This is a genomic window from Streptomyces niveiscabiei (assembly GCF_001419795.1).
Classification (GTDB): domain Bacteria; phylum Actinomycetota; class Actinomycetes; order Streptomycetales; family Streptomycetaceae; genus Streptomyces; species Streptomyces niveiscabiei.
In genome coordinates, this window is record NZ_LIRL01000083.1 from 1 (window position 1) to 22385 (window position 22385).

The 22385-nt window shown below is 68.9% G+C and carries 11 protein-coding genes and 3 pseudogenes; 5 read left to right on the forward strand and 9 right to left on the reverse strand.

The window, feature by feature from the left end; genetic code table 11:
* Nucleotides 1-67 precede the first annotated feature (67 nt).
* The gene (locus AOK24_RS05320; protein WP_055718896.1) at nt 68-649 is read left to right on the forward strand and encodes a Uma2 family endonuclease; all 582 of its coding nucleotides are present in this window, start codon (nt 68-70) and stop codon (nt 647-649) included.
* A gap of 545 nt (nt 650-1194) precedes the next feature.
* Here the strand turns inward: AOK24_RS05320 and txtC are convergent.
* The 5 genes and pseudogenes from txtC to txtA all read right to left on the reverse strand — a co-directional run bounded on the left by txtC (nt 1195) and on the right by txtA (nt 12320).
* Entirely contained in the window at nt 1195-2382 is a 1188-nt protein-coding gene (gene txtC, locus AOK24_RS05330) for a thaxtomin biosynthesis cytochrome P450 TxtC (protein WP_010350601.1), read from the reverse strand.
* Nucleotides 2383-2444: 62 nt separating this feature from the next.
* Nucleotides 2445-2522 (reverse strand): annotated as a pseudogene (locus AOK24_RS52215) (BBE domain-containing protein); the annotation flags it as partial.
* 620 nt (nt 2523-3142) lie between these two features.
* On the reverse strand, nt 3143-3340 hold the full coding sequence (gene txtH / locus AOK24_RS05335) for a thaxtomin biosynthesis NRPS accessory protein TxtH (RefSeq protein WP_010350602.1): 198 nt from the start codon (nt 3338-3340) through the stop codon (nt 3143-3145).
* A gap of 89 nt (nt 3341-3429) precedes the next feature.
* Nucleotides 3430-7896 (reverse strand): thaxtomin non-ribosomal peptide synthetase TxtB, encoded by a 4467-nt coding sequence (gene txtB, locus AOK24_RS05340; RefSeq protein WP_010350604.1) that lies wholly within the window; start codon nt 7894-7896, stop codon nt 3430-3432.
* Between the two features lie 47 nt (nt 7897-7943).
* Nucleotides 7944-12320, reverse strand: coding sequence for a thaxtomin non-ribosomal peptide synthetase TxtA (gene txtA / locus AOK24_RS05345; protein WP_010350605.1), 4377 nt, complete (start codon nt 12318-12320; stop codon nt 7944-7946).
* A gap of 1569 nt (nt 12321-13889) precedes the next feature.
* Between txtA and txtR the strand changes: the two genes are divergently transcribed.
* Nucleotides 13890-14840 (forward strand): cellobiose-binding transcriptional regulator TxtR, encoded by a 951-nt coding sequence (gene txtR, locus AOK24_RS05350; RefSeq protein ID WP_223786355.1) that lies wholly within the window; start codon nt 13890-13892, stop codon nt 14838-14840.
* A 577-nt stretch (nt 14841-15417) separates the two neighbouring features.
* On the opposite strand, the pseudogene AOK24_RS50215 reads toward txtR, so the two are convergent.
* A pseudogene (locus AOK24_RS50215) lies at nt 15418-15675 on the reverse strand (zinc ribbon domain-containing protein); the annotation flags it as partial.
* A gap of 1327 nt (nt 15676-17002) precedes the next feature.
* On the opposite strand from AOK24_RS50215, the gene txtE reads away from it, so the two are divergent.
* A complete protein-coding gene (gene txtE, locus AOK24_RS05355) occupies nt 17003-18223 on the forward strand; it encodes a 4-nitrotryptophan synthase (protein ID WP_010352784.1) in 1221 nt (406 codons plus the stop codon).
* 63 nt (nt 18224-18286) lie between these two features.
* The gene (locus tag AOK24_RS05360) at nt 18287-19459 is read left to right on the forward strand and encodes a nitric oxide synthase oxygenase (protein WP_013000941.1); all 1173 of its coding nucleotides are present in this window, start codon (nt 18287-18289) and stop codon (nt 19457-19459) included.
* A 333-nt stretch (nt 19460-19792) separates the two neighbouring features.
* Here the strand turns inward: AOK24_RS05360 and AOK24_RS05365 are convergent.
* The 3 genes and pseudogenes from AOK24_RS05365 to ychF all read right to left on the reverse strand — a co-directional run bounded on the left by AOK24_RS05365 (nt 19793) and on the right by ychF (nt 21848).
* Nucleotides 19793-20244, reverse strand: a pseudogene (locus AOK24_RS05365) (hypothetical protein).
* Nucleotides 20226-20510, reverse strand: a complete 285-nt coding sequence (locus AOK24_RS05370; RefSeq protein WP_010352781.1) for a hypothetical protein — start codon at nt 20508-20510, stop codon at nt 20226-20228. Before AOK24_RS05370 ends, AOK24_RS05365 begins: the two are co-directional and overlap by 19 nt.
* 249 nt (nt 20511-20759) lie before the next feature.
* Nucleotides 20760-21848, reverse strand: coding sequence for a redox-regulated ATPase YchF (ychF, locus tag AOK24_RS05375; RefSeq protein WP_055718898.1), 1089 nt, complete (start codon nt 21846-21848; stop codon nt 20760-20762).
* A gap of 217 nt (nt 21849-22065) precedes the next feature.
* Between ychF and AOK24_RS48345 the strand changes: the two genes are divergently transcribed.
* Nucleotides 22066-22385: hypothetical protein (locus tag AOK24_RS48345; protein ID WP_206191147.1), on the forward strand; the 320-nt coding region annotated here is incomplete at its 3' end.

The window sequence follows — 22385 nt, forward strand, 5'->3', positions numbered from 1 at the left end:
GCCCCACACCAGCCCCCCTGTCGATGATCTCGTGGCCCACGCCCCGCCAAGTCGCTACGGTTGAACCATGACCGCACTGCCCGACTGGATGCGCCCGCCGCGCTTGGAAGGCTGGTTCGCGGAGGATCTGGACCGCCTCCCCGAGGCACCTCGCCACACCGAGCTGATCGACGGAGCACTGGTTTTCATGATGTCGCCCCAGAGGTGGTGGCACGGCCACCTCATCACCATGCTCACTGTCGCGCTCATGGAGCAGGTGCCTGCCAGCGCCAGGGTCGGCCGCGAAATGACCATCAAGCTCGACCCGCGCAACCGCCCTGAACCGGACCTGCTGGTGACGACGGCCGATTTCGACGGCGACCGCACATGGTTCGCACCGGAAGACGTCCAACTCGTCATCGAGGTCGTCTCCCCTGAGTCCGCCCATCGTGATCGCACAGTGAAACTCCGCAAATACGCAGAGGCCGGCATCCCTCACTACTGGTGCATCGAGGACGAGGACGGCGCCCCGGTCGTCCACGTCTACGAACTCGACGAACCGACCGGCGCCTACGCCCCCGCCGGCATCTTCCGCACCACCCTGAAACGCCCCGTCCCCTTCGACATCACCCTGGACCTCGACAAGCTCACCCCACCGCGGCCCAGCTGAGAAAAGGGCCGGGCTCGGGAGAGCTCGGCCCTTTGGGGTGCGTGCTGGATCAGCAGGTCAGACGTTGAAGCGGAACGTTAACAGTAAGGCTCTCACCTGCGTAAACGGGGTTCTGAGAGATTCCAGTCAGCACAGAATCAGCACGGCCCCCCGAGGACCGTCTTCTACCTCGACGGCGTCGACCACCGAGCCCTTGGCCGGACGCTCGCACTTCGGCGGCCGGTCGCTGGCCAATGCCCGCTTGACCGTGTTCTTCGAGATGCCCAGNNGCATCTGCTCGGCCCGGTGCAGCCTGCGAATCTCCGCCCAGTCCTCCACGCAGATCACCCTCTCCCTCCTGACCTCAGATCAAGATCAGGTTCGGGCGAAGATCACCAAGTGGGTCACTGTCGGCCCTCCGTGGCCCTGGCACTGATAGTGATCCAGAACCAGGATTCGAGCGACGCCGAGAGGCGGGCGCGCCGGTATGACCGCCCGCTGCGCTGCTCCCTCGGCCGACGCGTCGTAGGCACGTGACACTGGTGCTCGCCTCGCGGCAGGCCCGGTCACCAGGTCATGGGCAGCTCATGGATGCCGTAGGTGGCCATGTCGTGCCGGAACGGCAGGTCTTCCAGAGCGCAGGCGAGCCGCATGCCGGGCAGCCGTCGGATCACCGCGGGAATGGCCTCCTGGAGTTCGACTCGGGCCAGTGCCTGGCCGACGCACTGGTGGGGTCCGTAACCGAAGCCGACATGGGGCACGGACGGGCGGTCGAAGTCGAGTTCGTCCGGGTTCGGGAAGACACTCTCGTCCCGGTTGGCCAGGGGGAGCGCCGCCACCACCATCTGGCCGGCCCGCACCGTGACGCCGCCCACCTCGACGTCCTCGGTGGCGATCCTGCCCAGTCCGAGCTGCGAGACGGTGTGATAGCGCAGCAACTCCTCGACGAGCAGGGGTATCCGCTCCGGGTGTTCGTGGACGACGGAGAACTTCTCCGGCTGCAGTGCATAACTCACCAAGGACAGCGAGATGGTGCTGGCCGTCGTGTCGTAGCCCCCGACGATGAGCATGAGGATCACGCCGATGGTCTCGTGGAAGGTGAGCTGCTTCTCCTGGTACGGGCCCGTCACCAGGCGCCGGATCAGGCTGTCCTCGGGCAGTTCGGAGGGGTCCTGGACGAGCCCGCCGATGTACTCGCCGAGTGTCCGGAACACCTCGGCACCTTCGTCCTCGCTCCCCACCGCCGAGACCACGCCCTTGACGCATCGGGTGAGCAACGCGCGGTCCTCGGCCGGAATCCCCAGCAGCCGGAAGACGGTCGCGGACGCGACCGGTACGGCGAAGGCCTCGAGCATGTCCTGGGGAGGCGCGGTCTCGGCGAGCCCGTCGAGCACACCCTGGACGATCTCGCGGATCGCGGGGCGCAGCAGCTCGATGTGCTTGGGCAGGAACTCGCGTGCGATGGTGCCTCGCAGGCGCCGGTGATCAGGATTGTCGGTGCGTACGAACGGCGGTGCCGCGGCCTGCGACTGGAGCGTCGGAGTGAGTTCGGTGAAGTTGGGTCGGCGCGAGTCCGAGCTGAACCGCCTGTCCTGCAGCACGGTCCGCACATCCTCATACCCGGAGAACACGTGCGCCGGCGTGCCGTTCCACAGACCGACCTTCGCCACCGGGCAGGACTTGGCCTCCGGGTAGATGTGATAGGGCTCCAACGGCGAGTTCGCCGGGTCGACCTGGGTGGCCGGAGATTCCATGGTGTCGTTTCCTTTCCAAGACCGCAGGCCTGGGCCGTGCGGCGTCGTGACGGCGTCTCGCGTCATACCGCCTGGTCGAAACTGAAGAAGCGGTCCGGGTCACAGGCCGCCTTGACCCGGGAGAGCCGGGCGGCGTTGTCGCGGTAGTACTCACGTCAGTCCTGCAGGTCCGGCTCGGTGAATCCGCCGTAGGTGCCGTGCGACGCGGTCGGCTGCCCAACAAGTACTGCGCGTCCAGGTGCCAGGACGCCGTCGCGGCCGGGTCGACGCGGCCATCACACGCTCGTGACCGCTGCGCCCGCCGTCCGTGAACACGCCGAGGACGGCGTCTACGACAGAACCGGCGACGGGTGCGGAATGGAGGTCACCCTTGATGGCGGCGGAGCCGACACGTGGCAGGCGCGCTCCTTCCCGGGTGCCCACCCGATGGCAGGCACGAACCCTCGTCGGCACCTACGCCGGACTCGCCGGGTTTCCGGAAGGTCTCCAGCATCGCGCCGAGACAGTCCGTCTCCGTCGTCCGGCGTTCGGCTGGGTGGGGCACCGACGTGCCCCACCCAGCCGGTCCAGCACCGCCCAAGCGCTTCGCCCGGCCCCGGCCGGCCTTCGGGACCACCACCGGAGCCGGTGCGGCGTCGGTGCCGTACGAGACCATCGGCAGGGACACCACGTCCTCGGAATCGGCGGTCGCCCAGCCGAGCCAGCCGTAAACGGCCCGGTTCTCGGCGACCCGTGGCCCCGCTCGATGTTATTGGCCGGGTCATTCACGGACGGACGCCGGGCGCATGTCCGTCCATTCCTTCTCGATGTACTCAAGGGCGCTTCCGCGGGGGCTCGGCCCGCTCACGGAACGCCACCCGGAGGGGATGTCGGCGAAATTCGGCCAGAGTGAGAACTGGCCTTCCTCGTTGCGGAGCACATGGAACTGCCCGTCATGGTCGTCGAAGGGTGAGGGCACGGTGAATTTCTCCTAGTCGGCAAAGAGGGCCCGGCACCGGGAATTGACGGTGCTTTCGGTGGCTTTCGCGATGATTCGGGGTCGGACGGCTACGGCCGTGGTGAGAAGGCCCGCCGTTCCGGCTCGGTGAGGATGTCCAGGGTGTGAAGGCGTGCGTCCGGGTCGCGGACCGCGGCGGACAGCAGCAGGAGATACCGCTCCAGGAGCAGTTCGACTGTCTCCTGGGAGAAGAGGTCCGAGCTGTACTCGGTACGGCCGGTGAGGCCCTGGGCGAGGCCGGCGCTGTCCCGGCTCTCGTCCCAGTTGAACATCAGATCGAAGCGGGCCGTTCCGGTGTTCGGGGGCGGTTCGGGGGTGAGGGTGACGGAGTCGGCCCGATGGCCGTCGCCGGGCGGTGCGTGCAGGACGAGGGCCGTCTGGTAGAGCGGGTGACGTGCCGGGTGGCGTGCCGGGTTGACGCGATCCACCACCTGGTCGAACGGGACCTCCTGGTGGGTGAAGGCGTCGAGGTCCACGGCCCGGGTCCGAGCGAGCAGGGTGCGGAACGTCGGGTCGCCCGAGGTGTCGACGCGAAGGACGACACTGTTGGCGAACAGCCCGACGAGGTCGTCCAGCGCGGGGTCCGTGCGCGCCGCGGCAGCGGTGCCGACGACGATGTCGGTGCCGCCGCCCAGCCGGGTCAGCAGTGCCGCGAGCGCGGCGTGCAGCACCATGAAGAGCGTCGCGCCCGTCTCCCGCGCGCAGTTGAGCAGTTCCTGATGGAGGGAGGCTTCGACGTGGGTGTGGACGGTGCCGCCACGATAGGTAGGTCTGGCCGGACGGCTCCGGTCGGCCGGCAGCCGCGTCTCGACCGGAAGACCGCGCAGCGTCCGCTCCCAGAAGGCGAGCTGGCGCCCGAAGCCGCTGCCGCGGTCCTGCGCCTCGGCTGCTTGCTCGTTGTGCCATACGGCGTAGTCGCGATAGTGAACCGGCAGCGGCTGCCACTGCGGGGCCCGCTGCCCCAGCCGCGCCCGGTAGGCGTGCGCCAGGTCCGCCGTCAGGGGGGCCAGCGACCAGGCGTCCACGGTGATGTGGTGCATCAGGAGCAGGAGCGTGTACCGGTCCTGTCCGTGCCGGAACAGGCGTGCGCGCAGGGGAAGGTCCGTCCTGAGCTCGAAGGGTTCCGCCGCGGCCCGCGCCAGGTGGCCGGCCAGACGGTCTTCGGCGGCGTCGGTCTCATGAAGGACCACCGCGGCGTCCTCGGGGGCGAGGACCCGTTGGCGGGGGCCGTCACCGTCATCGGGGAAGACGGTACGCAGGGGTTCGTGACGAGCCACGACGTCATCGAGTGCGGTCCGCAGCGCCCCGGTGTCCACCCGGCCCGTGATCCGCAGGCAGTACGGCACGTTGTAGATCCGGCTCGCGGGTCCGCCGAGTTGGTTGATGAACCACATGCCGTACTGGCTGTGCGAGAGCGGCACCGCCGCGTGGTTCTCGTCGCGGCAGAGCAACAGCGGGCGGAGCCTGCTCGCCGGAGCGGTACGCCCGGCCAGGCCCTCGACGGTCGGTGTCTCGAAGATCCAGGCGATCGGAACATCGACTTCGAGGTGTTTCGCGATACGGCCGACGAGGCGCGTGGCCAGTAGCGAGTTGCCGCCCAGGGCGAAGAAGTCGGCGTCCCTCGGCACCCCGGGCAGGCCGAGCACATCGGCGAAGAGATTGGCGAGGATCTCCTCGCGCGGAGTGCGGGGCGCCTGCCCGTCAGCCCGCGGGAACAGGGCGGGACGGGGCAGCGCCGTGCGGTCGAGCTTGCCGTTGACGGTGAGGGGGAGCGACGCGATGCGTACCACGGCGCTGGGCCGCAGGTACGCGGGGAGCCTGGCGGCCAGATAGCCGGGGAGCTTGCCCATCAGGGCGTTGCCGGTCCGGTGCGTGGTCGGCTGGTTGGCGTGGTCACCGGGCGACGTCCTGCCGCTGTCGGCGGACTCCGCCAGCGGGACGGCGCCCGGTTCACCGCCCACGGGTGTGAAACAGGCGTCCAGTCGCGTGGGGTCCTGCGCCGACCACGTGAGGTGGACCTCGCAGCCGGCGCCCCCGCCCAGGGCGTGCAGTTCCTCGGGGTCGATCCCTGCCGCCGGTTCTTGCAGCAACCGCAACGGCTCGTCGAGCGACCGGGCCGTGGTCAGCGCCGTCGCGGCCGATGCCTCACCGAGGATCCGGCTGTTCGGCACGCCGCGCAGCAGCAGCGACGTGCGGGTGCGGGCCAGCAGGCCGGACAACTCCTGCAGTCCGCTGACATCCGTGCCCCAGGTCAGTGTCTGCGCGTCCGGCGCAGCGGTACCGGTTTCCACCGGCTCCTTGATGAGCACCGCGTCGTACCGGTAGCGGGTCAGTTCGTTGTGGTGCGTGCCGCGCTGCACCGCTGTGCGTACCCCGCGGAGCTGCGGGATCCACCGGGGTACCGCGGCGAAGAACGCGGGGTCGAGGAGCAACTCCTTCTCATCCACCAGGTCCTGCTCGACCGCCGCGCGGACGGCGGAGGCAGAGGCTTCCCGCCGGGTGGCGGAGCGCAGCCGGACGGCGCTGCGCAGCGGGCGCAGCAGACGCAGGTGCCGGATGTCGCCGACGAACACCCGGCCGCCCGGCGCCAGCAGGCGTGCCGCCTCGCGCAGGACGCTCACCAGGTAGTCGGCCGACGGAAAGTACTGGATCACCGAGTTGAGGACAACGGTGTCGAAGTACCCCTCGGGGAGGCCGGGGAGGTCGTGTGCGGGACCGTGCAGCAGGTGGACCTTCTCCCGCAGCACCGGGTCGACGTCCACCTTCTTGCCGAGTGTCTCGATCACCTCGGCGGAGAAGTCGGTGGCCCAGTACGCCTCGCAGTCACCGGCGAGGCGGGACAGCAGCAGCCCGGTGCCCACGCCGATCTCCAGTACCCGGCGCGGTCGCAGGGCACGGATGCTGTCGACCGTGGCGTCCCGCCAGGCTTGCATCTGAGGCACGGGAATGGGCTCGCCGTCGTAGGTGCTGTTCCAGCCGCTGAAGTCCTCCCCCAGGGGGAGCGCTCCCACTGCGCTGTAGACCTCGTCGTAGAGCCGTTGCCATTCCTCGACGTGCTCCGAGGTGGTGTCGTCGGCCTGCCGCACGGCCGGGTGGTCCGGCACGACATAGGCGACGAGCCTCTGGTCTCCCGGAGTGTCCTCCCGGACCACCACCGCGGCCTGCGCGACCTCGGGATGGTCGCGCAGCACGGCTTCGACCTCGCCGGGCTCCACTCGGAAACCCCGTATCTTCGCCTGGTCGTCGACCCGGCCCACGAACTCCAGTTGCCCGTCGTCACGCACCCTCACCCGGTCGCCGGTCCGGTACATCCGCTCGCCCGGCGTCCCGAAGGGGTCGGCCACGAACCGCTCGGCGGTCAGCGCGGGCCGCCCCAGGTACCCGCGGGCCAGCCCCGCTCCGGCGATGTGGATCTCTCCGACCGCTCCCGGCGGTACCGGCCGGAGCCGCTCGTCGAGGACGTGGATGCGGGTGTCCGAGAGCGGACGGCCGATGGGCGGGATGCCTGCCCCGGCCAACGGTCCGCTCATGGTCGCGGAGACGGTCGATTCGGTCGGTCCGTACGCGTTCACCAGCAGCCGGCCCGGCGACCAGCGGCGCACCAGCTCGCTGTTGCAGGCCTCGCCCACATTGACGACGGTGGCCCCGGCGGGCAGAGCGCCGTCCGGCAGGGCGGCGAGCGTGGAGGCCGGCAGGGTGAAGTGGGTGATGCCCTCCTCGGCGGCGAGCGCACTGAACTCCGGTCCGGGCAGGAGCCGTTCACGCGGTGCGACCACCAGCGTGGCGCCAGTGAGCAAGGCCATCGACACGTCCCAGAAGGCGCCGTCGAAACTCGGCGAGGAAAAGAGCAGCAACCGGCTGGACGGCCCGATCCCCAGGTCCCGCGCATGGCTGCCCACCAGGCTGGCGATGCCGTGGTGGGTGAGGACCACTCCTTTGGGAGTACCGGTGGAACCCGAGGTGTAGATGACATAGGCCGGATGCCGGGTCCGGAGCGGGGCGCCGCGTTCGTCGTCCGCCACATCCGCCGCGGAGCAGTCGGCCAGGGTCCGTACGACGGCCGGGTCGTCCAGCACCACCGTGCGGGAGGCCGCCTCGGCCGGCAGCTCGGGCTCGATGTCACTCCTGGTCAGCACCAGCATGGGAGCGGCGTCGGCGAGCATGAACGCCAGCCGCTGCGGAGGATAGTCCGGATCCATCGGGAAGTAGCCGGCGCCCGATTTCAGTACGGCCGCCACGGCCACCACGAAGTCGGTCGAGCGCGGCAGGGCGAGACCGACCAGGCTCTCCGGGCCGGCGCCACGTGCGATGAGCAACCTGGCGAGGCGGTTGGCCCGCCGGTTCAGTTCGGCGTAACTCAGCCGCTCGCTCGCGGAGTTGATCGCGGTGGATTCGGGGGCGGCGTCGACACGGGCTTCGAAGAGCCGTCCCCATAGGCCGGGGGTGAACTCGGGGCCGGCCTGGGCCCCGGCGGGCGAGGCCGTGGTGCGGCTTCGCCCCGGCGGCAGCATGGACATCGAGTGGACCTCACAGATGATGGGATCGGACGGGCTGGCCCTGGGAGTCACTGCAGTGGGAGGTCCTGGACGCGGAGATCGGGATCCTTCAACAACAGGGACAGCACGACTTCGTACTGCTGGGCGAGCCGGACGACCGTGTCGTCGCGCAGCAGCCCGCTCTGGTACTGGATGTGGCTGCGCAGCGTCCCGCCGTCCGCGGCGGAGGCCAGATGCTCCACGGTCCACAGCACCGGATAGCGGGCGGATTCGCTCGCCGGCCGTGGGCCGGGACTGATGGTGAGGCCCGGCAGGTCGGCCGGCGGAGCTGCGACCGTGCGCAGGACGAGTGACACCTGGGGCGGTGGCACGTCGGCCAGGCGCTCGAAGAGCAGGTCCTGGTGGGCATAGGCACCGAGATCGGTCACGCGGACCCGGTCCAGCAGTTCGCGGAAGGTGGGGTTGCCCGACGTGTCGGTGCGCAGCGCCAAGGTGTTGGCGAAGAGGCCCACCAGCGGTTCGAACTGGGTGTCGGTCCGGCCGGCCACCGCGGTCACGACGGTGACGTCCCCTCCTGCTCCCCTGCGGGCGAGCAGTGCGACGAGCGCGGCGTGCAGGATCATGAAGACGGTGACACCGTGCTCACGGGCCGCGGCTGTCAGCACCCGGTGGCCGCCGACTTCGAGCGGAAGATCGAGGGACCTGCCGGCAAAGTCCTGCTGGGCCGGCGCCGGGCTGTCGGTCTCCAGGACCGGCCTGTCGTCGGCACCGTGCAGCGTCTTCCTCCAGTACTCCGCCTGGCGCAGCGCGACGTCGCTCGGGTCGTCCGTGGCGCCGAGCAGCCGGCGCTGCCAGGCGACGTAGTCGAGGTAGCCGAAGGACAGCGGCTCCCACTGTGGTGCGCGCCCCTCGGTCCGGGCGCGGTAGGCGCGGACCAGGTCCTCCAGCAGGGGGCCGAAGGACCAGCCGTCGGCGGCGATGTGATGCATGACCAGCAGCAGTACGGACTCGTCCGGGCCGAGCGTGAACAGTACGGCCCGCAGCGGGATCTCGGTCTCGAGGTCGAAGTGGCGGCGGGCGGCGTGCGCGAGATCCTCGGACAGCCGCTCGGGCGTGGTCCTGGTCTCCGTCCATGGGATGTCGTCCGCGGTGGCTTCCGTGATCACCGCACACGGACCGCTGCCGTCGTCCTGGACGAGCGTGCGCAGCGGAACGTGCCGGGTGACGACATCGGCGAGGGCGGCGCGCAGTGCCTCGGCGTCGACGGCACCGGTCAGCCGCTGCGACAGCGGCACGTTGAACATGTCGCGACACAGGCTTCGGCGGTACTCGTGCCACATCTGCATCTGCTGGGCCGACAACGGCGCCGTGCTGCCGGAGGCGTACTCGCTCGGCACGGGCAGCGGCCTGGCCTCGTCCCCCGCGTCGAAGCGGGCGGCGAGCGCGCCGACGGTGGGCGACTCGAACAGCCACGACAGCGGCATCTCGGTGTTCAGGCGCCGCCGGACCTCGGCGGCGAGTCGGGTGGCCAGCAGGGAGTTGCCGCCGACGGCGAAGAAGTCGCTGTCGGCTGTGACGTCGGCTGTCGCGAGTACGTCGGCGAAGATCGCCGCCAGTACCTCCTCGCGGGCGGTCCTGGGCGGACGTCCCGAGGCATGGGCGGCGCGCCGCGGCCGGGGCAGGGCGCCGCGGTCGAGCTTTCCGTTCACCGTGACCGGCAGCCTGTCGAGCGGGACGAAGACCTCCGGGACCATGAAGGCCGGCAGCTTCGCCGCGACCTGCCCGGGAAGAGAGGCCATCGTCTGGGAGTCGGGGCGGGCGAACGCCGGCCTGTTGGTGAACCGGGCCGGGGAGAAACCGTCCGGCTCCGCGTCGGTCCGGGGGGCGGGACGCGGCACGAGCGCTCCGGCGCGTGTGAAGGAAGCGTCGATCAGGGCGTCGTCCTCGGACGACCAGGTGCAGTCGACCCGGTAGCCCAGTTCCGCGCCCAGCCGGCGCAGGTCCTCCGGTGCCACGCCCGCCGGAGCCTGCCCCAGGGACAGCACCTCGTGCAGGGGGCGCCGGTCGAACAGCGCGAGTGTCGCGGCATGCTCGCCGGCCACCCGGCCGTTGGGGATCCCGGTGACGCACAACCGCTCCGGTTTCCCACGACGCAGCCGATCGGCGACGTCGGCCAGGCTCGCCATCTCGCCGTCCCACCGCAGTCGCACGACCGGCCCCGCGTCGTCCGTGGGCCCGGTGTCATCGGCAGGCCCGGCATGCTTGCGCAGCACCACCTCGTAGCGATAGCGGCTGAGTTCGTTGTCGTACCCGCCCCGTTTGAGCGTGCACGACTCCAGCGTCATGCCGGGCAGCGCGCCGACGGCCGTCGTGAAGAACTCCGGGTCCACGAGCAGTTCCTTCTCCTGCGCCATGGCCCGGTCGATCGCCGCGCAGACCGTCTGCGGAGTGTCGGTGTGCGTGGCCGCCGCCAGCAGCCCCCCGGCGTGGAAGGTGCGCAGCAGACGAAGGTTACGGACGTCGCCGAGGAACACCGCGCCCCCGGGTACCAGGAGCCGGGACACCTCGCGCAGTAGGTCGAACAGGTAATCGCCTGAGGGAAAGTACTGGATCACGGAGTTGAGCACGACGGTGTCGAAGCCGCCGCTGGGCAGACTCCCCAGCTCATGGGCGGAGAGCTGATGCAGGACGACCCGGTCCGCGAGGCCGGGGCGCTCGGCGACCTGCCCGCGCAGCCGCTCGATCAGGGCCCCGGAGATGTCGGTGCCCCAGTAGCTTTCGCAGTCACCCGCCAGCTGCGAGAGCAGCAGACCGGAACCGCAGCCGATCTCCAGTACGCGGCGCGGAGCCAGTTCGCGGATCTGCCGCACGGTCTGCTCACGCCATTCGCGCATCCCCTCGATCGGCCGCCCGCCATAACTGCTCACCCAGCCGGAGAAGTCCTCGCCGAAGTCGGCGGTGTCGGCTCGGCCGTACAGATCGTCGTAGAGCCGTCGCCAGGCATCGAGTTGACCGTCCGGTTCCTCGCCGGCCGCCTCGTCGGCGGCCGCGTTCTCGGGTATGACGTAGGCGGCGAGGTATGGCTCTCCGGGCCGGTCCTCACGCAGGACGACGGCGGCCTGCCGGACCCCGCGGCACCCGGCGATGACGGATTCGATCTCGCCCGGCTCGATACGGAAGCCGCGTACCTTGACCTGGTCGTCCGCCCTGCCGACGAACTCCAGGTCTCCTGAACGGGTCCAGCGGCCGAGGTCACCGCTGCGGTACATACGGCTGCCGGCCGGGCCGAAGGGGTCCGCCACGAACCGCTGCGCGGTCAGACCCGGCCGCTCGAGGTACCCGCGTGCCAGGCTGTGCCCCGCGATGTAGATCTCGCCGACCGCTCCCGGCACAACCGGTGCGAGGCGGTCGTCGAGGACATGGATCCGGGTGCCGTCCACCGCCCGGCCGACCGGCGGCGCCACGTCGTCGGCCAGCGGATCGCTCATGGTGGCGCAGACGGTGGACTCCGTCGGGCCGTAGGCGTTCACCATCGTCCGGTGCGGGCGCCAGCGCTGCACGAGAGCCGCCGGGCACGCTTCGCCCGCGACGACCAGCGTCACGCTCGGAGGCAGCATGTCGGGGCCCAGCGCACCCGCGACCGAGGGCGGGAGAGTGACATGAGTGACTCCGTGGTCCGCGATCAACGCGGCCAGTTCGGCGTCGGGCAGCAGCCGCCCCGGCCTGCCGACCACGAGCGCGGCCCCGGCCAGCAGCGCCATCGACATCTCCCAGAAACTGGCGTCGAAACTCGGGGACGAGAAGGCGAGCACGCGTGAGGCGCCGGTGACGGCGAGGCGACGACGCTGGGTCGCGATCAGGCTCGCGACGCCTTGGTGGGTGACGACGACTCCCTTGGGGATCCCCGTGGAGCCGGAGGTGTAGATGATGTAGGCGGGACTCGCGGGGCGCAGTGGCTCCAAACGTTCCCCGTCCTCCATGTCGTGGTCCGGCAGACGGCGCAGTACGTCCTCGGTGGCCTCGTCGTCCAGTACCACGAGGCTGCCGGTGGGCAGCTGGCCCAGAAGGTCGCCCCGGACGTCCGACGTCGTCACCAGCACCACGGGTGCTGCGTCCCGGGCCATGAAGGACAGTCGCTCCACGGGGTAGTTCGGATCCAGCGGCAGGTACGCGGCCCCGCACTTGAGCACGGCCGTCGCGCACAGGAAGAAGTCCGCGGACCTGCCCAGCACCAGCCCGACCGACCGCTCCGGCCCGGCGCCGAGGTACTTCAGCCACCGGGCGAGCCGGTTCGCACGGGCATTGAACTGCGCGTACGTGAGCGCCGTGTCCCCGGCGACGAGCGCGATGGCGTCAGGTGTGTCGGCCACCCGCGCTTCGAGGAGACTCGGCCACGTCGTGGCGAGCGCTCCCTCCGGGAGATCTTCACCGGTCAGGTGCGACACAGGTATCCGTTCCTCTCTGTCGTCGAGCCGCCCGTGGGCGCGCTCAAGCCGATGGCATGGAAAGCGGAAGCAGGGGAGGGGAAAGACGTCGGGCCTACGTGGGGCCGAGTGGCGCCAGGAGTGGTGAGCGACGACGGTTCGGGGGGCCACGGGGTACGGGTGCCGGCTTCTCCTACGAGAACCCGAGCCACCGCGTGCGGCCGACGGGCCGCCGGATCGAGAAGCGGTTGCAGGAGAACCGTTCTCAGAATGTCTTGTCCGTCCCGATGAAGCAGGTGTCGTAGCACCGGGAATCCCCCTGTGAATGGTTCTCGCACGTTGGAACATAAGCATCATGGGGTTGTTTCCGCGGCGCAGTCTTGTCGGTCAGTGACCGCGTCGTTGCCTCTGGACGCCAGGCTTCCGTTTGCAGCGGGAGCTACTGCGAGGAGGCCACGTGCCGACGATCCAGCGGGGTCGGGCAACGGTGAGGTGGTGATCCGCGCCCGGGGTCCTGCAGCCCCCGCCACCTCGCAAAATTTCGACAAACAAATTCGACACAGGAAGACCAGACTTCCGCGACCGGAGGAAAGCGCAGGGAGCTGCCTGTGACTTCCCGCATCGGCAGCGCTCGCGCTCGACGACTCCGTCCGTCCGGCGGGCCGTCGCCTCAGTCAACCACCCCGGCGTAGCGAGTGAGTGCAGTTGAGCGGATAGCTGGTGAGGTAAACCCAACGGGCGAGTTCGATGAACGCACGTACGGCTGCGCCGACAATCCCGCAGGTGGCTTGCGCACCGCCCGCCAAGACAATGCTCCTGTGTGCGCACCCTCAGGAGCCAACACACAACTCCGGTCAATCAGTAGGTACTTGACTGGACTGCCACCCGCAGGGCACTGTCAATAAGCGGGAGCGCTCCCACAGCGCTCTCTTGTACAGCGCAGCACCTCCTGATGAGCAGTGACGGACTCGCACGGACTCAGTAAGCGAAGACGCGCACGGCCCCTTCCCCTTACGGCCGTTCGTGGCCTCGTGATGAGTGAGGAAAACCTGATGGACAAATTTGCCTCGGACAGACCTGGAAACCCGATCGCGGCGACGGAGTTTCTCTCTCCGCACTGTTTCCGGAGGCGCTGGCCACGGCATGGAGAAACGGGGCGCGACCGTTACGGCCACCCTGGCCCGGGCGGCGGCATGCCGTGCGAGCGAGGCTCGCTCGGGCGTCGCCACGGACTCCGGCGCAGGAGCGTTTATGCGGTGCGATGCAGTGACCCGGGTGACTGCCTGACGCCAGCCGGCGGAGACGGCTGGCCACAGGCCTGTCAGATCGCACCTCCCCTCGGTCGACGCAGCGGGTGAGCAAGTCACCCAACGTGGATCCGAGGGTCCACGCACCCACGATGGAGACGTCCGCAGCGGAATGTCAGCACACCTGACCCGTCTGCGGCGCGCGAGGAGCATCGATCGCACCCGCGGGTTGTGACCAGGATTCTCCCGCCTCCGGCGCCAGACCCGATTGACCTGGTAGTTGAAATTTCAATCAAACTAAGCGGGTGAACGACTGGGTTCGTTCCTTGCGGAGGATCTCGCCGTGGCCTGTTCTGAACTGTTTGTCGCGCTCGGAGCCGAGAAGGGGGAAGCATCTTGCTTCACTCGATTTCCGGCCGACGCGCCGAGCGCAAGGTACTGCCTTTTGTCGAGCTCAGGCATGCAGATAAAATCTTTCAAGGCCGGCGGGGTCAAGGTGACGATCATAGATTCCGGTCCAGCCGTCATCGAGTTCGAGGCAATCAACTCGGAGGCGGCCTTGACGCCGCAGAGAACAGTCATATGCGTACTGTCAGGAATGGCGTTCATCGCTGGTACCGGAAACGGTACGGAGATCGACGCGGGGACGCTGGTTATGACGGACGGCGACGTTCCCTTTTCGATGAATGTGCCCGTTGCTTCGCGACTCCTCGTACTGCGTTTCGCCGACGAAGCGAAGGATGGACTCCCGGTGTCGCCTCGGGGGACTTTTATCGTGACGGATGCTGCCAAGGGTCCCGGATCCGGATTTCTTTTTTCGTTCTTGAATACCCTGGCTGTGGAGATGATGAAAACCGATGGGATTCTGTCCTCGTATATGGAGGAGGTCGTGCGCATCCTGGCGATCTCCGCGACGCGAATCGCATATGCCGAGCTCGGAAAGCATTACTCTGGGGGATGCGATCCACTTCTGATCGCGGTTCAGGAGTCGATCGACCGGCAGTTGGCCGACCCCGAGATCAGCCCGGCGACCCTCGCGGCCGAACACAACATATCGGTGCGTCAGTTACATCGAGTTTTCGGACCGATCGGGGAAAGCGTCATGAGCTATGTCAAACGCCGTCGCCTGGAGCGTTTCGCATGCGATCTGAGGGATCCGAGCCTGGGGCATCGGAAGATCAATGAGCTGGCGGCGGACTGGGGGATGCTGGATGCCGCGATGCTGAGCAGACACTTCCGCTGCGCCTACGGAATGTCGCCCCGCGATTACCGGAAGCAGCACTGTTTCACCTGAAACGGCGAGGGCATGACGGCGGCAGGGACGACGTGTCGCCCACGGTTCGGCACGGGGTTCCCGGCGCCACCCCGGCCCGAGAAAGGACCAGGGCCCCGAAACGTGGTCGTGGACGAGCCGAGTCAGCACGGTCCCGGCACGGGAGGCCTGCCCCCGCACCATGCAGCTCAGACGCCACCACACGACACACCTCGGTCACTCCACCGGGCCGAAGGGGAGCGTCCTGGTCACCGGAGTGCCGACGCCGCACCTCCTCGCGTGCGCTCTTCGGTCGCCCACCCGGGACGTGCCCGCACTGCGCGAAGCATCGGACACCGTGGACGCCTCCACCGGCACGCACGCAACTTACGAGCACTCCTGGCCAGGTGATGTGACTTGCACCTCGGGCTGAAGCCGGAGGGTTCCCGCCTTCTCGATCGTTGCTGTGCCACTACGCGGCCCGGGGCTAGGCGGCACGGATCGATGGCCCTGGGCACAGCCGTCATGCAGCTCATGCACTGCCGACCGCCTGCGGGCCGGTCGCGAACTCCCGCCACATCACACAGCCTTCGGTGTCCCACGTTGCGGGGCTGCGCGGTCAGTAGGGCGTAACTGCGACTCGGTCAGGGGATCCCCATGGATCCGCATCTCGACTGCTACGGCAACTCCCTCGCGGCCTGGAGCAGGTCTGGGAGGTCGGTGTGAACCGGCCGATCCTGACCAGGGTGCGGCCGTACCGTTCCGCTTTGTACTCCAGCATGCTGAGGAACGATGGCCACCCGGCGTCGTGCACGGACTTGGTCAGCTTCGTGCGGGCCAGTCCCGCCACCGACAGGTCCTCCACGGCGATCCCTTGGTCATCACCCGGCAGCCGGCCGGCGCCTACCAGGTGGGCCGGTTCGGCGGAGCCGGAGGGCCTGGCCCGGCCGGATACACACGGTGAGTGCCTTCGGTGCCAGGTCTCAGGCCGGAAGGTTCCGGCGGTCGCGTCCGGAACACCTCGTCCGCGACCGCCGGCCTGTGCAGGGCGACCAGCGGCGACTTCCCCGGCGGCGGGCCGGGCAGAAGGGCGGAACGAGCCACGACGGCACGGACCAACTCGACCCAGGAGAGCCCGGTCTGCGGGTCGGCCGGGGAAAGTGCGGCCGGACTGCGGCTTGCGTGTTCCCAGGCTGAGCCGGTCCATCGACATCCGGCGTCTCAGACGCTACGTCACCCGTGAGATATACGGTCAGATGCAACCGCCACCTTCCTCGCCGCCTCGTCTTCTGCCGCCTGCCGCAACATCGGGGCATCCTGAACGTTCATCTCGCTTATGGAATGCGGCAGTTCATCGCCCGGCAGGACTGGCCGACCCGCTACCGGCTGGTCTCCTACGCACCCGGCCTCAACCCGGCGGAAGGCTTCTGGTCGCCGCTGCGGTCCCGCACCGCTTTCACCACTCTCCGAGCACCTCAGCCGGACCATCGAAACGGAATGAGGAAATCCGGTATGTTTCCCACTCATCGACGGATGCCTCGCCGGAACCGGTCCGTCCCTCACGCCAACGACCTCACAAGCTCAGTCGCTGTCAGGACGAGGGAAAACCTCCAATTCCCTCCCGGCTTTACCGGGATATGACAAGGCGCCTCGTGGTGCGGCAGCTTTCGTCGGCACCTCGCGCCATGCGCAGGTCCCCTGTCCGCGAAGGTATCGAAAGGTGCATAGCGGAACTGGCATCCAACAGCTAAGGATCAGTCACCGATCGACAAGATTTCGTCGGGGATGCCTATCCATGATGAAGGTGTGCCGGCGCACGATCTTCAAGAGAGAGGAATTCCGGTGCCACGGCGCCTCCGTCACCAGGACAGGCAACACATGTGAGCGTGGTTCTCCTGTGGGCCGCTTCTTGATCCAGCAGCCCCGTTGCTCGCACGCAGTAGCTCAGGTCCTCGTCGGAGAAGCCGATCTCCGCGCCGAACGGCACCTGCGAATCACCGCCGCTCGCCACAGGATTCCTCCGCTCCGTGGCCGGGCTCGCCCCGTCGCCGGAGATCCCGCCCGGCGATGCCGCGCCGCCCGCCCTGTCAACACGTATGCGCCGCGACTGACAACCACGGGATCGAGGGCTCGCCTCCCATCCCGGAATTCCTGCCGCGATCCCCGGCTCCGCATCCCTTTTCGACTACCCCAAGGAAGCCCCTGTGACCGTCCCCTCGCCGCTCGCCGACCCGTCCATCGTGCCCGACCCCTACCCTGTCTACGCCGACCTGGCCCAGCGCCGCCCCGTCCACTGGGTCGAGCGCCTGAACGCCTGGGCGGTCTTGACGTACGCCGACTGCGCCGCCGGGCTGAAGGATCCCCGGCTCACCGCCGACCGGGGGACGGAAGTGCTGGCCGCGAAGTTCCCCGGACAGCCGCTGCCGCCGGACAACATCTTCCACCGCTGGACCAAGAACGTGGTGATGTACACGGACCCGCCGCTCCACGACGCGCTACGCCGGTCCGTCCGCGCAGGCTTCACCCGTGCCGCGCACCAGCACTACGACCAAGTCCTCCAGAAGGTCGCGCACGACCTGGTCGCTTCCATCCCGGCCGGTGCCACCGAGATCGACGCCGTCCCCGCCCTGGCTGCCGAACTCCCCGTACGCTCCGCCGTGCACGCCTTCGGGGTCCCCGAGGAGGACCTCGGATTCCTCATCCCGCGCGTGAATACGATCATGACGTACCACTCCGGTCCGAAGGATCAGCCGGTGACGCAGGAGATAATCCTGGAAAAGCTCACCGACCTGCACACGTACGCCTCCGAACTCCTCCAGGGCATGCGGGGCAAGGTCCTGCCGGACACCGTCATCGCCCGCCTGGCAGCCGCCCAGGACGGCCTGACCGAGACCACGCCGGAACAGACCGTGCACCAGCTGGCGCTGGTGTTCATCGCGTTGTTCGCGCCCACGACGCCGGGCTCTCTCAGCAGCGGCACGCTCGCGTTCGCCCGCAACCCGCGGCAGGTCGAACGCTTCCTGGCGGACCAGGCGTGCGTGGACAACACGGCGAACGAGGTCCTCCGCTACAACGCCTCGAACCAGTTCACCTGGCGCGTCGCGGCCAAGGACGTCGAGATGGGCGGCGTACGGATCGAGGCCGGGCAGACTCTCGCCCTGTTCCTGGGCTCGGCCAACCGGGACGCCAACATGTTCGAGCGACCGAACGACTTCGACCTCGACCGTCCCAACAGCGCTCGGCACCTGTCGTTCGGCCAAGGGGTGCACGCCTGTCTCGCCGCGCAGCTCATCTCCCTGCAGCTGAAGTGGTTCTACGTCGCCCTGCTGAACCGCTTCCCGGGCATCCGGACGGCGGGCGAGCCGATCTGGAACGAGAACCTCGAATTCCGCTCCCTTCGCTCCCTGCCGCTCAGCCTCCGCTGACGAGGTCAGCGCTCTACTCCCCTGCGAGGAATCGTGACCTCCGAAGTCGCTCTGGGCCCTTCCTTGCCCGCCCCGTCCCCGACAGCGTGCCCGGCACTGGGGCCCGATTCGTCCCTTGGCCCGGTCCCGTCGGCGGAACCGGCGACGCCGCAGTCCTGCGGCGTCGCCGATCCAAATGAGGCTGAGGAGTTCCTGCGCCAGTTCCACGCGGAGCAGTCCGATCAGCCCGTCCCGCTCGCCCGGCGCCTGGAGCAGGTCCGCGCCGCCATCGACGCCACGGGCACCTACCGGCACACCACCGCCGAGCTCGTGTACGGTGCCCGCGTCGCGTGGCGCAACTCCAGTCGCTGCATCGGCCGCCTGTACTGGAACAGCCTGCGCGTCCTGGACCGCCGGGACGCCACAGCCCCCGATGAGATCCACCGGCACTTGTGCACGCACCTGCGCCAGGCGACCAACGGCGGGCGCATCAGGCCGGTGATTTCGGTCTTCGCCCCGGACTCCCCCGGCCGGCCCGGCCCGCAGGTGTGGAACGAGCAGCTCATCCGGTACGCCGGCTACCGCCGCGACGACGGCACCGTGCTCGGTGACCCGCGCACCGCCGACCTCACCGAGGCCATCCTCCGCCTCGGCTGGCAGGGCTGCCCCCAAGGGCCGTTCGACGTCCTGCCCCTGGTCATCGACACCCCCGACGACAAACCCCGGTTCTTCGAGCTGCCGCGGGAGCTGGTCTTGGAGGTCCCTATCACCCACCCCGACGTCCCACGCCTGGCCGAACTGGGCCTGCGCTGGCACGCCGTACCCGTCATCTCCAACATGCGCCTACGCATCGGCGGGATGGACTACCCGCTCGCCCCGTTCAACGGCTGGTACATGGGCACGGAGATCGGCGCCCGCAACCTCGTCGACGAGGACCGCTACAACATGCTCCCCGCCGTCGCCGCCTGCCTCCAGCTGGACACCACCAGCGAGTCAACCCTGTGGCGCGACCGCGCCCTGGTCGAGCTCAACGTCGCCGTCCTGCACTCCTTCGAGGCCGCAGGTGTCCGGATCAGCGACCACCACGAGGAGTCCCGGCGCTTCCTCGCCCACCTGGCCAAGGAGGAACGCCAGGGCCGCACCGTATCCGCAGACTGGAGCTGGATCGTCCCCCCGCTCTCCGGCGGCATCACCCCCGTGTTCCACCGTTACTACGACAACGTCGACCAGCGCCCCAACTTCTACCCCCACCAGTGAAGTGATGAGGCGTCTACAACCCCGCCCCGCAGCATCTGCTCGACGGCCGCCAGTGCCGGCGGCTGTCGAACTCCTCCAGGAAGACGAGGTGGGAATGGCCGCAGGTGTGGCTGACGACGTCTCCCAAGGCCGGAGCCTGCGCGCCCTCACCGTGACTCGATTCGCTCTAGCAGCAGCTGGGCGGTCGCCAGCCAATCCCGTCGGCGTCGGCGTCGACGCTGGTCAGCTATGGCGCGCACTGCCTGACCAGATGCGAGTCACCGTAGCGGACCAGGGCAGATGGGCGGGCACCTGAATGCCGAACCCGGCGGCGTCGGACATGGCGCCCACTGGTCAAAGCGCAACGTCTGCAGCCTGATCGCGCTCACCAACTCCCGTACCGCCTGCAATCCACCACTCCCAGCGGCCAAGCAGCCAGCACATCGCCGGGGCCGTCAACATGACCACAGGGCGGTGCTGTCGCAGCGCGGCTTCGGCGACCGCCGCATCAATCGCGTAGGTGTGCCCGCGCAAGCCGGCATCCATCAACAGCTTCGAGGCCGCCCGCGCCTCCTCGTCGCCCACCGGGACTACGCGCAGTCCGGAAAGCACCCGGTTCAGGCAAGACATGTTCGTACGGGCGTGGACGGCCTCGATGATGGTGAGCGCGCTGATAACGACCTCCATGCCGCGCGAGCGGGCCTCGGCAACCAGAGCCACCACTTGCTCGTCGTCGGCGAGCAGCTTCGAAACCCCCCGCTGCCGAGGACCAGCGTCCCCTCGTGACTCAGCTTGCGGCGGGCCACTCGGCCTCCTCGGCGAACACCTCGTCGAAGACGTGCCGCGCCCGCTGCCGGGCTTGCTCGGAGCCCGGCTCCTTACGGTTCTCGTAGTCCGCCAGGTACTCGTCCAGCACCTGGCCGCGCAGCTCACGCTCGACCGCCGCGGCGATGTACGCGGAGAACTCCCGCTTGCCCACCCGCGCCCGGATCGCCTCGGCGGTCCCCTCCGGCAGCGACAGGTTTACCCGCGTCGCTGGCCCCTCCGCGATGCCGTACGTCGTCTCAGCCATGACCCCAAGCGTGTCAAACGAGTAGGAAAAGCGCTGCGGCCCGCGCCTGGGACTCGGCACCGGAGCCGACCGCCATCCCGGCACAACCGCAGCACGGTAGGGATGAGTAGGGGTGACGGCAGGTGACGACGGGTCAGGTTTCCTGGCACCATCCCAGCACGGAAAAAAACCAGGGGCCCGACCCCGAAGAGCCGAACCCCTATTGACCTGCATGTTTGCCAGATCAGTGACGTGGCGGTACGTCACCCGCTACACATTGAAGCGGAACTCCACCACATCCCCGTCCTGCATGACGTACTCCTTGCCCTCCATCCGCGCCTTCCCCTTCGCGCGGGCCTCGGCCACGGAGCCCGTTTCCACGAGGTCGGCGAAGGAGATGACCTCCGCCTTGATGAAGCCCTTCTGGAAGTCGGTGTGGATGACGCCGGCGGCCTCGGGGGCGGTGGCGCCCTTCTTGATGGTCCAGGCGCGGGATTCCTTGGGGCCGGCGGTGAGGTAGGTCTGGAGGCCGAGGGTGTTGAAGCCGACGCGCGCGAGGGTGGCGAGGCCGGGCTCCTCCGCGCCCACCGACTCCAGGAGCTCCAGCGCGTCGGCCTCGTCCAGCTCCGCCAGGTCCGCTTCGAGCTTCGCGTTGAGGAAGATCGCCTCGGCGGGGGCGACGAGGGCGCGCTGTTCGTCCTTGAACGCGTCGTCGGTGAGCTCGTCCTCGTCGACGTTGAAGACGTACAGGAAGGGCTTGGTCGTGAGGAGGTGCAGGTCGTGGAGGAGTTCGGCGCGCTCCGTGCCCTGGAGGATGCCCTCGGAGAACAGCGTGTCGCCGCGCTCCAGGATCTCCTTCGCCGCCTCGACGGCCGCGACCTTCGGCGCGATGTCCTTCTTGATCCGGGACTCCTTCTGGAGGCGCGGGAGGACCTTCTCGATGGTCTGAAGGTCGGCGAGGATCAGCTCGGTGTTGATGGTCTCGATGTCGTCCTTGGGCGAGACCTTGCCGTCGACGTGGACGACGTTCTCGTCCTTGAACGCCCGGATGACCTGGCAGATCGCGTCGGACTCCCGGATGTTCGCGAGGAACTTGTTGCCCAGCCCCTCGCCCTCGGACGCGCCGCGCACGATGCCCGCGATGTCGACGAAGTCGACGGTCGCCGGGAGGATCTTCTGGGAGCCGAAGATCTCCGCGAGCTGGTCGAGGCGGGGGTCCGGCACGCCCACGACACCGACGTTCGGCTCGATCGTGGCGAACGGGTAGTTGGCCGCCAGCACGTCGTTCTTGGTCAGGGCGTTGAACAGGGTCGACTTGCCGACATTCGGCAGACCGACGATTCCGATCGTGAGCGACACGTTGCGACTTCCCGTGAGTGGAGGGCCAGGAGCCGGGGCGGTGGGGACCCGGCCGGTCCGTACGAAGAACCCCGCCGCGGCCCGGAAACCCGGCCGATCCCCCAGTCTAAGCGGTACGCGTCCCCGCCCCGCCGTCCGTCTCGAACGCATGCGCAAGCCCGCTCCGACGGCGTGTCCCGCACCGGATTCTCCACATAAACAGACCTAACGTGGACGAGTGCACCGACCCACGGCGGCTCCCCGGCAGGGGGAGGGCCGCGCGGACGACAGCCCGGTGCGAGACCGCGTGGAGGCGCCCCGCATGGCAGGCAACGGCAGGCCCCGCCCGAACGGCCCCGGCACGGACGAGTTCACCGAGGCAACCGCCGACGCACTGAACCTCCTCGCCCCCAGGGGAGACGTCCCCCGCCCCGCGAAGAGGGACCGCCCACCGGGCGGAAACCCCGCCGCCACGAAGGGCACCACGAGGGCCGTACGCGCCAACGGAAGCAGCAGCTCGACACCGGTACGCGACAGCGGGAGCAGCCGCGAGACGCC

Bases quoted from the DNA above. Each gene is read 5' to 3' on its own strand.
- AOK24_RS05320 (WP_055718896.1), top strand. From the start codon at position 68: ATGACCGCACTGCCCGACTGGATGCGCCCGCCGCGCTTGGAAGGCTGG.
- txtB (WP_010350604.1), bottom strand. From the start codon at position 7,896: ATGTCCATGCTGCCGCCGGGGCGAAGCCGCACCACGGCCTCGCCCGCC.
- txtC (WP_010350601.1), bottom strand. From the start codon at position 2,382: ATGGAATCTCCGGCCACCCAGGTCGACCCGGCGAACTCGCCGTTGGAG.
- AOK24_RS05370 (WP_010352781.1), bottom strand. From the start codon at position 20,510: ATGGCTGAGACGACGTACGGCATCGCGGAGGGGCCAGCGACGCGGGTA.